At 45.4% G+C, this 16,640-nt stretch carries 11 protein-coding genes; 2 read left to right on the forward strand and 9 right to left on the reverse strand.

Features of this window, described 5'->3' with window-relative positions; translation table 11 throughout:
- Positions 1-34: 34 nt before the first annotated feature.
- From IE165_RS15140 to IE165_RS15150, 3 genes are all read right to left on the reverse strand, one after another.
- Entirely contained in the window at positions 35-3,403 is a 3,369-nt protein-coding gene (locus tag IE165_RS15140) for a SusC/RagA family TonB-linked outer membrane protein (protein ID WP_229826582.1), read from the reverse strand.
- A gap of 121 nt (positions 3,404-3,524) precedes the next feature.
- On the reverse strand, positions 3,525-4,739 hold the full coding sequence (locus tag IE165_RS15145) for a FecR family protein (RefSeq protein WP_189627492.1): 1,215 nt from the start codon (positions 4,737-4,739) through the stop codon (positions 3,525-3,527).
- Positions 4,740-4,804: 65 nt separating this feature from the next.
- Positions 4,805-5,392, reverse strand: a complete 588-nt coding sequence (locus IE165_RS15150; protein ID WP_189627493.1) for an RNA polymerase sigma factor — start codon at positions 5,390-5,392, stop codon at positions 4,805-4,807.
- 273 nt (positions 5,393-5,665) lie between these two features.
- On the opposite strand from IE165_RS15150, the gene IE165_RS15155 reads away from it, so the two are divergent.
- Positions 5,666-6,265, forward strand: coding sequence for a hypothetical protein (locus tag IE165_RS15155; RefSeq protein WP_189627494.1), 600 nt, complete (start codon positions 5,666-5,668; stop codon positions 6,263-6,265).
- Between the two features lie 83 nt (positions 6,266-6,348).
- Here IE165_RS15155 and IE165_RS15160 read toward each other — a convergent pair whose 3' ends face one another.
- The 5 genes from IE165_RS15160 to IE165_RS15180 all read right to left on the reverse strand — a co-directional run bounded on the left by IE165_RS15160 (position 6,349) and on the right by IE165_RS15180 (position 12,772).
- Entirely contained in the window at positions 6,349-6,657 is a 309-nt protein-coding gene (locus IE165_RS15160; RefSeq protein ID WP_189627495.1) for a hypothetical protein, read from the reverse strand.
- 43 nt (positions 6,658-6,700) lie between these two features.
- Positions 6,701-8,203, reverse strand: coding sequence for a DEAD/DEAH box helicase (locus IE165_RS15165; protein WP_189627496.1), 1,503 nt, complete (start codon positions 8,201-8,203; stop codon positions 6,701-6,703).
- 119 nt (positions 8,204-8,322) lie between these two features.
- Complete coding sequence (locus IE165_RS15170; protein ID WP_189627497.1) at positions 8,323-8,697, reverse strand: response regulator; 375 nt, start codon at positions 8,695-8,697, stop codon at positions 8,323-8,325.
- Between the two features lie 9 nt (positions 8,698-8,706).
- Positions 8,707-10,233, reverse strand: a complete 1,527-nt coding sequence (locus tag IE165_RS15175) for an ATP-binding protein (protein ID WP_189627498.1) — start codon at positions 10,231-10,233, stop codon at positions 8,707-8,709.
- A gap of 283 nt (positions 10,234-10,516) precedes the next feature.
- Positions 10,517-12,772, reverse strand: a complete 2,256-nt coding sequence (locus tag IE165_RS15180; RefSeq protein WP_189627499.1) for an ATP-binding protein — start codon at positions 12,770-12,772, stop codon at positions 10,517-10,519.
- Between the two features lie 360 nt (positions 12,773-13,132).
- Between IE165_RS15180 and IE165_RS15185 the strand changes: the two genes are divergently transcribed.
- Entirely contained in the window at positions 13,133-14,689 is a 1,557-nt protein-coding gene (locus tag IE165_RS15185) for a sensor histidine kinase (protein WP_189627500.1), read from the forward strand.
- A 125-nt stretch (positions 14,690-14,814) separates the two neighbouring features.
- Here the strand turns inward: IE165_RS15185 and IE165_RS15190 are convergent, their stop codons facing one another.
- Positions 14,815-16,452, reverse strand: a complete 1,638-nt coding sequence (locus IE165_RS15190) for an alpha-L-fucosidase (protein ID WP_189627501.1) — start codon at positions 16,450-16,452, stop codon at positions 14,815-14,817.
- Between the last annotated feature and the right edge of the window lie 188 nt (positions 16,453-16,640).

Genomic DNA, 16,640 nt, shown 5'->3' on the forward strand with positions numbered 1-16,640 from the left:
TAATTAATATAGAACATTGCACACTTAAACGATTTTATAGTGCCGTCTGCAGGCTTAGGCTCACGCTACGGGCGAAGGGATAATCAATTCCGCGTTCCTGTCTTATGGATGACCAACGAAATAATTCATTGGCAGTAATCCCAATACGCAGGTTAGATAAATGCATTTTTTTCAGCAGTTCCTTGCCTGCATCGTAGGAAAGGAACAGGGACTGCAAACCGAAAAGATTGTCGTTCATAATAAAGCGGGATGATACCCGAGTTTGCCCGAGGTCTTGGATACTTTTGTAGAATGTCACGTCACCTGGATTGCGCCATTTTTCTTCCAATACACGGCGGTCGACATTATATCTCGGATCTGCATTTTCCACCCGGTCCACCAATGTTTGGTTGTACATCTTACCGCCAATCCTCGTTTGGAAATAGGCTACGGCCATAAACTGGCGATAACGAATGGTTCCGCCAAAAAAGCCTTCCATCTTCGGCGTCGCTACGCCCACGACATCGATATCCCGCGCGTCCCAAGTATAGGACAAACTGCCGTCACGCTTCAAAAATACCTCGCGTCCACTCTCGGGGTCAATCCCCAAAGATGGAACGGCATAAATAGCGTCTAGGGATTGTCCTTCGTTATACCGCAGTAACGGCACCCCCATTAAACTTGATTCCTGCTGCGCATCATCGACACGATCGTTATAACTCTTCAATGCATTGGATATACGGACGATTTTATTTTGGTTGCGAACAAGGTTGGCCGTTAGGTTCAGCGTCCAGTCTGCTTTTTCAATGACTTTCCAGTTTGCATTCAATTCAATCCCCCTATTTTCCATGTCACCTAGATTTTCTTTGTATGAATTAAATCCGGTAGAAGGAGCTAGGTTGATATCGGCGAGGATATCACGGGTCACTTTCAGGTAATAGCGCGGCGAGAGCACGATGCGATCCGAAAAGAGGCCTAGGTCTAACCCAAAATCAGTACTTTGTGTTTTCTGCCAAGTCAGATTGTCGTTACCATAGTTGCGCACACCTGCTCCGATACCCGAAGAATACCAGTTTGACTGATCATAACTGTAGGTCGTCCGAGACATATAGGGTGCAAATTGTACCGAGCCGGTAAGCCCTGTTGTCGCACGCAAACGCAATTGGCTGATGGCATCCTGGTCAAACCAAGATTCTTGGTGAAGATTCCAACCTATACCGAGCGACCAAAATGGTGCCACACGATTATTCGCTCCAAATTTGGAAGAACCGTCTGCGCGCAACGTCGCATCGAGCAAATATTTATTTGCAAATGAATAATTAGAGCTTAGAAACGCACCGAACAACCGGGAGGCATTCAGGCTGCTGTACGGCCGACCGTTTTCGGCATATCCTTTCGCAAAGCCCACGCTGGTGAAGCGGTCATTGGGAAATCCTATTGCAACAAACTCTTTCTCATCGGCGCGCTCGGTGCGTATGTTGGTTCCTGCCACCAAGTTCACGATATGTTGGTTGAAACTGCGCATCCAGTTGAGGCGTACATTCGCATCCCAATAGAGTTCATTGTTGGTGTAACTTCTATAGCTACCTTTCTCGTCCGTCCGTGATGTTTCATAAAAGAAAAACTCGTTGGCCAATGGCGATCGGTAATCATCGACACTGTTCATTCGTTTTAGTAAACTCACCTGACCCCGCAAGCGCAGGCCCGCACCCAAGTCAAAATCACCGGAAAGGTTATCAACGATTTCCGTATAGCCGAGCTTATTGAAGCTATTTAACGTGGCATTATAAAGTGGATTCAATACGTATTCAACCTGTGCTGTGCCGGAATTGGCGACCCGCGTCCAACGATCGGCCTCTTGCACGATATTGCCGTTGTCATCGCTCATACGGTAATAGGGATTCATCCGGACATAGGTAGCAAAACTGCCATAAGGAGACTCTGCACCTTCGACAACCGTCACGGCGAGTTCGTTTTGAAAACGGAACTTATTGTTCAAATTGTAGCTGAAATTAACACCTCCCGAATACTGGTTCCGGCCAGATCCCTTCATTACACCAGGTCGCGTTTGGTAGCGCATATCTATACCATATCGAAAAACGTCAGATCCGCCCTCGACAAACAGACCATGCTTTTGCCCGACGGCGGTACGTACCGGTTGTGACAGCCAATACGTATCTACCCCACCCAATACATTGGCCAGTTTTTGGTAATACAGCTCATCCAAAACGTCCTGCGATTGCCGTTGGGTAACGCCATCGTACAAACCAGCCAATTTTTCATAGGCTAATTTTTCACTGGCATTTAATACATCATATACCGTCAGATCGGGCATATTTACGTTGCTTTCATGCGTATAACTCAGTCGAAGACGACCATCCTTAGGTGCTTTTGTGACAATCACCATGACGCCGTTTGCGGCGCGAGAACCATAGATAGCCGTCGCGGCCGCATCTTTAAGCAACGTAACGCTTTCCACGCGGGACATATCTAGATCCAAGACCTTTTGCACGCTAACTTCATAGCCGTCCAGGATGAAAGCTGGCATATTGACTGTACTGGTGATATTATCGCGCCGAAGCACTTCGTTGTTTCCGGTAGGTAAAGAGGATGATCCGCGTACGGTTATATTGGGCAGCGTATTGGGGTTTGCGCCTGCAAGGTTATTATCCAGCATCCGGAACGACGGATCGAAGACCTGCATGGCCTGCAGGATATTCTGCGGATTCACTTGCCGCAGTTCCTCGCCACTCTTCGTGATTGCCGTCCCGGTGTAGGAGTCTTTTTTTATAACCTGATAACCGGTCACGATAACTTGCTCCACGGTATTCGCCTCTTGATCCAGCTGTACCTGATAGGTATAACGTCCTTCCTGAATCGTGACGTTGGCCGTGTGGTAGCCCAACATCCGAATTGAAATGATGGTACCTATTGGCAGATTACCCGCGTTGAACTCGCCGTTCTCATCGGCAACAGCGATGGTCTTGCCTTTCGTGACAACGGTAGCTCCCTGTAGCGGAAGCGACTCGATTCCCGTGACCGTGCCGCGTATGGCCTGTTGGTTACTCGCGATTTCCTTTCCACCGGCGTTCATGTTTGGTGCAGCCCTCCGCTTCAACAGAATGGTCTTATCCGCAATTTCATAGCCTATGGATTGGCTTTCAAAAATTTTATCGAGGAAGTTTTTAAGTGGCATCCGTTGCGACTCGATGGTTACAGGTTGTGCCATGTCAAGCAATTCCTTACTACCCATTATTTCGTAATTGGTTTGCTGTTTAACAGCGTTTAATACTTTGGCAAAGCTGACCTGTCTACCCGAGAAGCTGACAGTTTGCGCCCAAGCAGCATTTCCATCCCCTGCAAGTGTAGCTAAGTAGAAAAGCGTAAGCAATTTGATCACTCGTGAAAAGTAACGTATATTCATTAATTTTGTTAAGGTTAGTTTTGGACTCGATCCAATTCAATTCATTTCGGTTGCCTGTAGGTTGTCAGGGCTTTTTTGTACATACTTTTTTCTAAAGTCTCATACAGCGGTTATCTATTCGTTAGTTTTTTCCGGTCGTTCCTCCTTTCTGCATGGGCTCTTTCTGCATGGGCATCTCGCCAATGATCAGCACACTGTCTCGTTCTAATTTGTAACGGATGTCGTTGCTATCCAACAACTTCAGGATCGTGTTCAATTTGCTGCTTCTGAAGGTTCCGCCAAAAAACTCGACATTCGGCACTTGGCCTTCATAGCGCACTGTGATGTCATACCACCTCGAAACCTCGTCCATGACCTCCCGGAGATGCTTGCCTTCAAAGTTGAATCGTCCGTAAAGCCAAGCGACTTCCTGTTCCACAGCAACTTTCTTCTTTGTCAATACGTTCGCTAGATTTAGTACGCTTTGTTCCCCGGGACGTAGTAAAACCTGAACATGACGATCTACTGGCTCCACGGTGATCGATCCTTCTAAAAGGGTTGTCGATGTTACTTCATTTCCGGCATAGGCCGCGATATTAAAGTGCGTTCCCAACACCGCAACGCGTTGTCGGGCTGTATGCACGACAAATGGCTTTCCTTCTTGTTTGGCAACCTCGAAGTAACCTTCTCCTTCGAGTGTGACCTCGCGCTGTTCAGCCCGAAAATCCAGCGGATAGATCAACGAACTTGCTGCATTCAATTTTACAAGACTTCCATCGGACAACTGGATATCGCAGGTCGCGCCTTTCGGCGTGGTGATCTTAGCAGATGACGCGCTGCCCGTTTCGGCAATCAATTTACCTGTTCCGTCACGCAGCGCACCTTGCGACATTCGAATTTGTTTTTCGCCTCCATCCAACGTGAATGTCCGACCGTCCGCTAGTACGATGGTGGCCTTTTGGGACGTCGCCACTTGATCTTTGGCTTCGGCGACCAGATCTGTATGTTGCTGCCGACCAAAAAATAGATAAGCTGCAAAAGAACAAGAGATTAACAATGCTGCTGCAGCTGCGCCAAACCAAATCTTTCGTCTTAAAACAGGGCTGTTATCTTCGGCAAACGATAGTTGCTCCTTTACACGATCATATGCGTTGTTACTATCAAATGTAGCGATATGCTCCAAAGCCTTTTGCTGGAGCTGTTTGCTTCTTACCTTCGCATAAAGCTGCTGGTTGGCCGGTGCATCGCTCAACCAATGCGCAAGCTCGGTTTGCTCCATAGGGCTTAAATCATTGCAGGTGCTGCGCGCCAGCAATGAGGCAATATGAATTAAGTGCTCCTCGTCCTTCCTATCCATCAAATGTAGTTTCTACTAGAGTATACAGCACCGAATGCAAAAAGTACTAAACTTTTTAAAAAAAATTAAATTTTCTCGAGGACAAACGCTCCCATCAGCAATAAAAGGAACGATTCTTTATGAAGATGTTTACGCAAAAGCGCTAACGCACGCAATTTTTGGTTTTTTACTGTCTGTAGGGCGATACCCATTTCATCCGCCACTTCTTGATTCGTCTTACCGTCTAAGTAAGTAAGCCGGATAATTTGTTGTGCTTTATCGGGCAACAAATTCAGTGCTACCTGCAATTGCGCCATTGTTTCACTATATATAATTGTGTTATCCTGCCCTTGCTGGAATTCATCCTGTTCCGCTACATATCTATTTACCCGGCCGGCCCGGCGATTTTCCGCAAGCTGGTGGTTAATACCGACGCGCCGGGCAATTTGATAAAGGGATGCCTTCAGGTGTGTCAAGTTCTCAAAAGATCGGCTACCTCCCCACAGTTTTATGAAGCTTTCCTCGGCAATATCCTCAGCATCTTGTGAATTTGAAACGAAATGTGTGGCGAAATAGCATATCCTAGCATAATATCTATGAAATATATGCTGAAAAGCCGACTCCCTGCCATCTGAAAACTCTTCTAGCAGCTTTTTTTCGCTATCATACATCATTGTAAGCGACGGTTTAGATTTAAATTACTCTGCAAAGGTAGTACTTCTATCTTTTTAATCCGCTGCCAAGCAAAAATTAAAAATAACAATGGTTTACATGGAGTACGAAAAGCAGCGATACCTTATACTTACATCTTCCCTATCGGAGAATTGAAGGGTAAATCTGTTAGCTTAACCATAAAGTTTAGTAAAATTTACAAACCACATCACAAAACTAGCTCTCGCAATGAAACTATTCACTGCCTTTCACCATTCTACTTATAAAGGCTGCATATGGAGAGAAAAAACATACCACGTCAAGTTAAAGGCAAAAAGCTTGATATATTAGCGCAAAAGCGGTACGGCACGCAAGAAGAAGTTGTCGCCGCCTTCAATAGGGCGAAGGAAAGACTTTTTGCAATAAACGATTGGCATAAGATAACCAAGACGTCCTCAGCGACATTTGAATTATTGAATCATCTCGATCAAGCAGTTTTACGTCGACCTGAAGTCGGCGACTACGTGAAAATTGATATTCCCGGGCCGGGGAGTATTGTAGGAAAAGGATATGACTGGGTTCGTGTGGTACAAATAACGGATCGAGCCAGCGAGCGGTACGCCCAAATAACGCTACAACCCAGTATACCGCCAGCTGGACAACGTAATCGAAACGAAGTAGCCCATTTTTTCAAACCGACTTCCAGTTCGACAATTGAAATTGAAGTTCGCGAACTGGCCTTGCATGCTAACTATTTTGGAAGAAATGAGGAACCCAATACGGGAAGTGACTTATTTCTTGAGAATGCCCGAAATTCAATTATTGGTATAGGCGCAATGTTCGGGTTATCCTATCCGCAATGGAAAAAACTTGTAGACGGCTTGCTTAGTTCTTAGTATGTTATTCGCTCGCAACAGATCGTTTTTTATAGCCAATGCCTCATTGGTAAAATTGCGGTTGATTATTAGTTATTTGGCCCCTACTGTCCCGGCGTGCCTTCGCTTATCCGTACGATGTCTTTCTGTTCGACTGTGTCGCTGTGGAACAAGTCGGCCATCAGGGCATCATTTGTAACCACGGCCTGCCCGTCAAAAGGTCTCTTGGCCAGCAAGGTTAAAACACCTGCCAAAATTGTACTTTCTATAATAGCGATCTCTTCATAGATGATATTTTCCGGGTCAGTGAGCTCATATACGGCTACAGAACCTGTAAGATCCGACGCTACGGCGAACACGAATACACCCTCTAACTCCTCGAAATCTTCTTTTTTAAACTTGTAAGCACTCATATTGTATGATGGCATTTGGTAAATACTGTACTTTAGAACGAACTCAAACCGCTTTTGCCAGTTTATTTTGCATAGACATAGACCGTGTCACAAGGTTGATAAGGCGTTCGCGATAACTAGCCATCAACCAAGTCGTGTATGCACGGGTAACCTTCCCGATACATTTGACATATTCTTTCACACGGCCATCTATTTGCTTGTCCAAGATCGAGACCAGTTCGAGCGCTTCGCTTACGGTCTGCGCATTCTCCATGCACATTTTCGCATGCTGTCTAATGGAATCCCGCATCACGGTAGCGGTTTTCAAGCCGCTGTCCAATGCGTTTTGGTAGGCTGCAAACACATCGAAATCTATGGAAAGACTTAGCGGGAATTTTGCCCTCAGTTCTGGCGAAATGGCTCGTATTTCTGTTATTGATTCTTTGAGTTGTCCCATATAGCGTTCAGGATTAGCAAAAACACTTTCCCAGTCGATGGCACTGTCCCACTTTCCGAAACGATCCGTATTGTTTCCCAAATCGATGACCTGAAAAGTCTTTTTGTTCTTGGTACGTCTGGCACCGCGCCCCACCATTTGATGGTATAAGGTGATCGACGTTGTAGCACGATAGAGCATGACGGATTGGATAGTGGGTTCGTCAAAGCCCACCGTTAGCAGCGATACCGAGGTGAGTATCGCACCCCGCGTCTTTTTAAACCATTGGAGAATCTCCGCGCGCTCTTTGGCAGGCGTTCTATTGTCTAAATGTTTGATGGGAAAACCTGCCGCACGGAAAGTTGCCTCGACCTTCTTCGACGTGATTATTCCGCTATTAAAAATAAGCGTTTTCTTCTTGACGCTATGCGACCGGTAAGCATGCAAGAGCAACTCGAGCATCACGTCTGAGCCGTATAACAGATCGGAAGTTCCTATGGTGAAGTCGCCCGTTACGCCGGTTCTTAGCGTATTGAGTTCCACGTCATACTCATGGACTTTGGGTCGCGCGAGATAGCCCTGTTCGATCAATGTTTCAATGGACTCGCCCACGACCAATTCCTTATAAAACTTATTTAAGGGTAAGTTTACATCAGAAGAGAGCGGTGTGGCCGTCACACCGATAACGATGGCATTTTCGAATTTTCCCAACAGCTTCCGGAACGAGTTATGATGCGCTTCATCGACGATGACCAATCCTACATTCTTGACATCGAAGAGGCCATCGTTGATGCGCCGTTTCAGCGTCTCCACCATCGCCACAAAACATCGGAAAGGCGTTTTTCGCTGTATCCGCTTTGTCGAGCTATCGATAATTTTACTATGCAAGCCACAGTTTGACAAAGCTTTATGCGTTTGTCCACAAAGTTCTACCCTATGCGTAAGGATAAGGACGGTTTTCGATGTTGTCTCCGCATACTGACGCGCAATCTCTGAAAAAATAAATGTTTTACCGCCCCCTGTTGGAAGTTGGTATAGGAGCCGACATGCGCCACTGGCGCACTGCGTCATTTTATCAAACAAAAGATCGATATCTTTTTGTTGATAGTAATATGGTTTGCGTTTATGCATACGTGTTAGTGGCTTTGTGTATCACGAACTCACGATCAATGCTTTTTGTTTCAGGACGGGATATTTTTTTTGATCGGGTCCTTACCTGCATGCAACCGGCTGTAAAATTGCCGCTTGACTTATGCACTATGCACATGATTCATCCCTTTCTCAACCGCGTCGAGCAGCTCGTCCATGTCGAAGGGTTTAGAGAGGAATGCATCTGCGCCGGCATCGCGGGCAATATCCTCACCGTCCCTACTGGCAGATATGCAGAGCACGTATATATCTTTGCTATCGGCAGACATTTTTAACCGCCGAATCAGCTGGTCGCCCGATACCACCGGCATCCATAGATCAACGATAAACAATTGCGGCAGCAGTTCTTTGATCTTCGCCATGGCATGTACGCTATCGTTTTCCACAAATGTTTCGACGTCGATGGTCTCAAGAACCATCTGTAGCATGTCTGTGATCCCTTTATCGTCGTCACACACTAAAATTCTTTTGTTCATCCTATGGCGTTATTTTTTGTATGGTATCGTAAAACTAAATGTAGAGCCCTTCCCCAGTTCACTATCTACCCAAATGGTCCCTCCGTGCTGTAAGACAATCTGCTGGCAGATATATAAACCGATTCCCATCCCTGAAAATCTTTTCTGTATGTTTTTAACGCGGTAGAACCTCTCAAAAATTCTTTTCTTATCACTATCGCTGATTCCCACGCCTTGGTCGCTCACCATAACCTTCACCTGATCACCGAACCTCGCCAGATCGACGCTCACCTGGGCTTGATCTGGTGAATATTTAATGGCGTTTGTCAATAGATTTCCTACGACCTGGCTTAGATGGGTTTCATCGCCGTTGCAGATCACCCCCGTGCTTCCGCGTAACACAATTTTATGTTCTTTGTTGGTCAATTGCACGCTCTCGATGGTATCGCGAACCATTTTATCAAAATCAAATGCACTGTGGTGGATATCCAATTTCCCACTTTTAATCTTGGAAACATCCAATAGCTCCGCAATCAAATTATTCAGTCGCTCAATTTGTGTATCAGATTTGGATAAAATGTCTAGTGCTTTGATATTCTCTTTGGAAATAAATCGTTTTAACAGCTGTACGTACCCTCTTATCGCCGTCAGCGGCGTTTTGAGCTCATGGCTGGCAATTGACAAAAAGTCATCTTTACGCTTTTCAATTTCACGCCGATCTGTTACATCTTCGATTGCCAGTAATATCCGATCTTTGTATTTACCTTCCAACTCAATACGGTGCGCATTTAGCAGCATGGTCTTTGGCCCAATATGCGGAAAATCGTGCTCAACAACATAATCCAATACCGGATTGTTTGTTGGCAAAATTTTGACCAACAGCTCTCGCAGTGTTTCGATGTCCCATTGTCGGTTTCCCAAGTCGAACAATAGTTTGTTGATGGTCTCGGTTTCGCTCACTTTGAAAAGTTTCAGAAATGCTTTGTTGACTTTGAGCACTTTAAAATGGGGATCTAGCACAACAAGTCCTTCACGAATCGTCTCGATAATGCTGTTTAGATATTCTTGACTGCTCCGAAGATTTTCGGTACGTTCTTCCACTTTCTTTTCGACCGACTCTTTTTCCATCAACAATTTCTCTTCTACGCGCTTGCGACGTGTGATGTCATTTTGCACGCCGATAAAGTGGGTTACCTGTCCGTCCGAATCTTTTACTGGTGAGATATACAATTCATTCCAAAACAGATCCCCTTGCTTGGTGTAATTACGTATTTCGACCGTAATGTGCTGCCCCTTTTGGATAGCCTCCTTGATTTTCGCGCGCGCGGGCTGCTGTCGGTCTTCCCCTTGAAGAAACCTACAGTTGTGTCCAATTATTTCGCGCTTGCTATAACCTGTTATCTTTTCAAATGCAGCGTTGTGGTATATGATCGGATTATCCGGTAGCCGATTATCGGTAATAATAACCCCCGACACACTGGCATCCAATGCTTGGTAAATCAGCGGCGAGAGTCCCTGGTCTTCATAAGTAGATGTATTCTTCAGATTCTTTGGCATTTATTTTTCTAATAACAAGTGAAGCGTTTGCGTACCCGCAATCCACAATTGTTATTCTAACCGTTTAAAGGGAAGGTTTGTTTACCATTTGAAAAAAAGATTTTTCTGTAAGGGATGGGGAAGACTAAATTTTTGGGGGAAGAGTGGACGTTTAAGCACAAACGACTTGTCATCAGCCCTGCCTTTTTTTACTGTTGAAGGCATGTCTCATTATGGTCTAAACGTAAAAAAAGCCGTGAAGACAAAGCTACACGGCATCCATACCATACATCTTTAAATAGATCTAGGCGCCTACACTGTTTGGAAAACGCAATATGAATGTGCTACCTGCTCCTATGTTGCTTTCAACGCTTATCTGCGCACCGTGCCTATTCATAATCTTCCGAACGGTCGCTAGACCGACCCCTGTTCCTTCAAACTCCGTAGTATCACCTACCCTACTGAAAAGATCGAAAATTGCGTTCTGTTGCTCATCGCTGATCCCCACACCGTTATCCGATATGCGATAGACCGTCTCTTGATACATTGAGCTTCCGTCAATCACTACTTTTGGCAATGCCTGCTTGTGCGAATATTTGACAGCGTTTTCGATAACATTCAAAAAAACCTGAAAAAGCAATATGGGATCCCCCTCCAAATCGGGTGTTTTTAAAACTTCCAGTTGTAGTTGATCATTTGCTCTGCTGATGAGCAAATGGTCTTTGATTTCATTGATCAGCGACTTCATATTGACGCGCTGTTTATTGACGAAACGCTGCCCAACTTTAGAATACTCGAGTACGGTCTGCACCATTTGATTGAGCCGGGACGCGCTACCTTTGATCTTATCAGCCATATCGAGTATGATAGGCTCCGAAGACTTGCGTTGTATAAGCTCCGCGTAAGCCTTTATCGCCGTAAGCGGTGTTTTTAGATCATGCGAGATCGTGTAGGTAAACGAGTCAAGCTCCGCATACGCATCGCGCAATTTGTCGTTCAGCAGGCGCAGTTCATCGATTTTCCGGGCAATCGCGAAATTCAGTTCATCCTTGATCTTCACAAAAACTTCCACTTCTACCTCTGTCCAATCATCAGACTGTCCGCGACATTCCTCAACCCACTGTTCGAACGAGTTTCGCGGCGAGATAAAAGGTTTTCCGGACGCATCCATAGACACCAATTTGGTGGGGTCGCCTGCCCAAGTTACTGTAGACGCCCGCTCCGGCCTGAACAGGATAAGGCAATCCTTTATCCCATGCGTCAGTCGGCAGGACAGCAGGCCCGCAAAACGACTGCTATCGAGTTTTATTGCTTCCAAGTCTAATTCCGTGCTGTAACTCCGTAGGCAATGCTGATCCTCCATCACCACAAATTGATGGGCTATTTGCTCGATCTGATCGTCGCTAGGCACATCTCCCACGCTATAAACAGCGCCTTCAAAGAACAAAACAAAACCTGATGCACGAAACGCTTTCAATATTTGCGATCCGCATTGCTCCACCAGCGATACAATCCTTTCGTTATCTATCAAACTTCGTGTAACATCAATGATGATGCCTTGTAACTTGATCCGTTCTTTTTGCGCAAGCTCTTGGTCGCGCATACCAATACACGAACTCAACACCTGGCCTACTAGCTTGGCCGTTTCTCGCTGTTTATAATTGATAAATCTGGGCGAATAGTTATGGCAGGCAATCAAACCCCACAAGATATCGTCCACCACAATAGAGACACTGAAACTGGACGATACGCCCATATTCTTCAGGTAACGTATATGCATGGGCGATACCGCGCGTAAAGAGCTGTTGGTTAAATCCAATGGCTTATCGATGTTAGCCAGCAAGCTTGCGGGCGGTTGATCTACGTCGGCGATTAGGCGTGTAGGGTTAGCTTTGTATAACGCTCTTGCCTGTGAGGGGATGTCTGCCGCCGGATAATGAAGACCCAGCCATGATTCGAGTGCAAGTTCGTAATCTTCAGCGATCACCTCACCGTGTCCGTCGGGATGGAACTTATAGATCATTACCCGGTCGTAGCCTATAATTTTACGAACCTGTATAACCGCATTTCTTAGGATCGTTCCAAGCTCCCGATCGGCAAGCATTTGTGAAAGTCCTGCGCCGACTGTATTTTGCGGATCCTCAAATAGACTTGAATATTCCGGTTCGATATCCAATAGGTAATGCGTGTCACTTTTACTGATGATTAAGTTGTATGGGGTGTGCTCTATACGAATGGCATAGGGATTGACAGGCCTGAAAATCTCGTTCTGATTGGCCAAATCAATAAGATCCAGTATAAAATTACTGTCCTTCTGTTTTCCAAAAAACTCATTGAGCAACCGAACACTATGCCCAATGATTGCATCCGCTGGTACCTTCGACGCCTCAATTAAATTATCGCTTACATAGCATACAATTCCCTGGTTGTCAATAGCAATCAACAAGCCATGCGCTTGTATACCGCCAGGAATGTGAATAGGCTCCTTACTGCACCATTCCTCTGGATTTACTTCTTTATCGAAATTATTCGTTAAAGCCATGCCGATAACTTTTTCCATTAAAAAACGTTTTCCCTAACACACACCCAAAAGACTGTTATCCACCGCAATTCTTCCTGAGAATACCTGCTTGTTTTAGTCGATATGGAACGCTGCAAATCTACATATTATTTCCAATAAAAAGCATTACTAAACATTATGCGATATCGTTCAATTGACCATCTCCTGCTAGTATTAAGAAAGTAGTAAGCTGCATTTTTTCAAGAGGCAGAACCTGTGACATCGTATGGGTAATCAGCCGACGCAGCTAGTCGATCCCGTTTATTTAGAAAAATTAGGAATTTTGGTTGAACCATTATTCGACTTCACAGTTATTATGGTGTTAATAATAGAGTTATCTAGACAGTTACCGCTAGTTATATGTCATTATCGCCCGAGAGAGAAAAGAGCAATACGTTGGATAATACAAGTACAGACATGATGGCCTTCGTCTATGCCGCACTGGATACCTGCGCGTCGGGCGTCGTGATCACTGATGCACGGTTGTCGGATAATCCAATTATCTACCTCAATAAGGCTTTCGAAAAAATGACCGGATACAGTGCAACGGAAGTGATTGGGCGTAACTGTCGCTTTCTGCAGGGAAAAGATAGGCAGCAGGAAGGACGATCCACATTGCGGGCCGCCATGCGTCTTGGCCGCGAAGCGTCAGTAGAAATAAAAAACTACACCAAAGATGGTCGGCATTTTTGGAATGAACTGCACATCTCTCCCATTCGCAACAAATCAGGAACAATTACGCATTTTATCGGCGTCCAAAATGATATAACCGCGCGAAAAGATCAGGAAGAGCGGGTTACAATGGAATCTATGGCTGCCGAGCGCGAGATCGCACGCCGTGCAGAAAATCTACTCATCAGTGAAAACTATTTCAAGACTATTGTAGAAACCATCGGGGAAAGCATGATCGTTACAGACCATCATGCAAGAATCGTGAATGTTAACGATTCTTTCTTGCAAACCTTCAAACTAACGGAATCTGAAGTTTTGGATAAATATCTATTTGATATCGCTACGTTCAGCAAGCTGCCCGTGCTCCGCGAGGCGATCAGCAATCTGCTGGTCACGGAAGATAGAATAAAGGATTTAACGATACAGCATAAATTTCCGTATATAGGCGAAAGAACGCTCAAATTCAATGCGAGTCGCGTACAAATGGAAGGGCTATTTAAAGATCGTCTATTGATCGTTATTGATGATATAACGGAAAGTAAGATTTTTGAGAAGCGCAAAGAGGATTTCCTGAAGATGGCTAGCCACGAACTTAAGACGCCATTAACCGTCATCAAAGGATATATACAATTGATGAGCAAGATGCTGGTGCCGAGTTACCAACAAATGGGCAATATCTTGGATAAATCCGCAGGTCAGGTAAAACGATTGGAGCAGCTAATCGATGAGCTTTTAGACGTTTCGAAAATAGATTCGGGGAAATTGCAAGTATATAACGCCATATTTAATTTCGACAACATGATATTAGAGGCTGTGGATCGTATCAACAACGAATGTGCGATACCGCTGGTGACGGTACACGGTTCAACATCGATTGAGCTGGACGGCGATGAGGTACAGCTCTCGCAAGCTTTTGTCAATCTATTAAACAATGCGATTAAATTTTCTCCTGCACACAAGCCGGTGGAGGTAAATCTTGCCAATATAAAGAACCACATCAAGGTTTCGGTAAAAGACCATGGTATAGGTATTCACGTATCCGATCAGGAAAAGATATTTGAGCGTTTTTACCGGGCTTCACACACGCAAGAAAAGTTTCCCGGTATGGGAATAGGCTTATATCTCACGGAGACCGTAATTAAGCAACATGGCGGGTCCATTTGGGTAGACAGCGAACCCGATCAAGGTGCGACCTTTAGCTTTATTTTACCGCTGGATACCAAGCAAAGGTCTCCTTACGATTAAAATTATCTCGTGTGTGGCCAGCAAAGGCATACATGTTAATTTTAGGGCATGGAGGGGGGCTTATAAGTCCGATACAGCAGCAGCCGTATCGGACCATAGTGGCCAACGCTACCCAGGCAATCTACCTACGATATTTTCAAGACCGAAGCGATCTCATTTTTCTCCGCATCCTTTGGTAGCGTAACCTCCAAAAAGTCATCATGCTGGACAAAACGCAAGCGCCCCGCATACCCGAGTAAGTTTACTTCGCTAACTTTTTTTCCTTTGGCATTTTTCCTTCCAAGTGATTTGATACGAACGGTATCGGTTTCAAGGATTCCCATTATTGTTGCAAACAGGTCTTTTCCCTTTGTCGTAAAGCGCATATCCTCTGCCGTGAAGGGTTTGCCTTTGCCTTCGTTAAACCCCTGTGCATGCAGCTCTGGCGCTTCGGCTTGCGCCGGACCTTCCCCAAAAACATGCCAGGGCCTAGTTCCGATAATGGCCTCCGCATTAACCTCCATCCATGCTGCAATACCCTCAACTACATGACGTGCTTTATTATCTAAAGAACCGTCGCCACGAAGCGGCACGCTTAAGAGAAGATTCCCATTTTTGCTGACGACATCAATCAACATGTGAACGACCGTCTTCGCAGATTTGTAGTGTCCGGAGTCATATATCCTTCGATCGTAGTGCCAGGCACCTATACAAGTACACGTTTGCCACGGTTCCGGTTCAATTTTGTTGCTTTGTCCCCGTTCGATATCCCAGACCATACATTTACGTTGCTGTTCATTGAGGATTTTCCCGTTGATTACAGCCTGCAGTTTGCCGTTGTTCCATTTTTTATTCTGGTTATAATAATGGGCAGCAATTTGTAATCCTACGTCACTTATAGGCCAAAGCGGGAGCGCTGTGTCATCAAAATATACCACATCGGGACGATAGTTATCTATCAGCTCAATCGTACGGTCTTTAAAGTTTTCGCAATATGCTTTCGTGGGCACATTTACGCCCGAATCAATGTCCCAGTGCCATTGCCCATGGATGGTATGTCCTTCCTCGCTACCTTTGCTTAGCGGATGGTTCTGAGCGTAGAGCTCCTGCGGATCCAATCCTTGCCACCATGCGCCGCTACCATCCGATTTGTTCAGTTTGCCATCATACGGCACTCCTTTTAACGGCCCTTTCTTATCAGATCGTTGGGCAGTCTCATACCAAGTCCACGCATGTGCCGCGTGCACACTTACACCAAATCGCATGCCCTTCTTCCTTGCTGCTTTTTCCCATCCGCCGATGATATCTTTCTTGGGACCTACTTTCGTGCTGTTCCATTCGTGATGGCTGCTATTGTAAAGATCCAGGTTATCGTGGTGATTGGCTAAGGCCATAAAATATTGCGCACCGGTACGGGCGTACAGTTCCATTAGATTTTCTGCATCCCATTGTTCTGCTTTCCATTCATTGATCACATCCTTGAAACCGAAAGTTGATGGGTGCCCGTATCTTTCTAGATGATATGTATACTGGTCAGACCCTTCTTCATACATGCCCCTCGCATACCAGTCGCCGCGTTCCGGCTGACACTGCGGGCCCCAGTGGGCCCAGATACCGAACTTTGCATCTCGAAACCAATCCGGAACTTGATAGCTTTCCAAAGATGCCCAATCGGGACGGAACGGAACTTTTGCCCAATTTACCGCTTGCCCATGGGAAAATTTGCTGAGGTAAAGCGCTGGAATAGCTGCTCCCAGCATCTTAATAACTGTTCTCCTATTCATAAAATTCTTTTGCTTTATCCTTCCGACCAATAGCGTTAGCTTCCTAAGTTGGTAAGCTAGCCACATTTCTCCGGTTTACAAATGGGTTATTATCGCTTATACAAAGTTAAGATGCTCCCGCGAAAACAACGGCTACGTTATCGATGAAATATTGCACTTTATCGACTTCTTACCGTACTTACATAAGG

The sequence above is a fragment of the Sphingobacterium griseoflavum genome, assembly GCF_014653155.1.
GTDB lineage: Bacteria > Bacteroidota > Bacteroidia > Sphingobacteriales > Sphingobacteriaceae > Sphingobacterium > Sphingobacterium griseoflavum.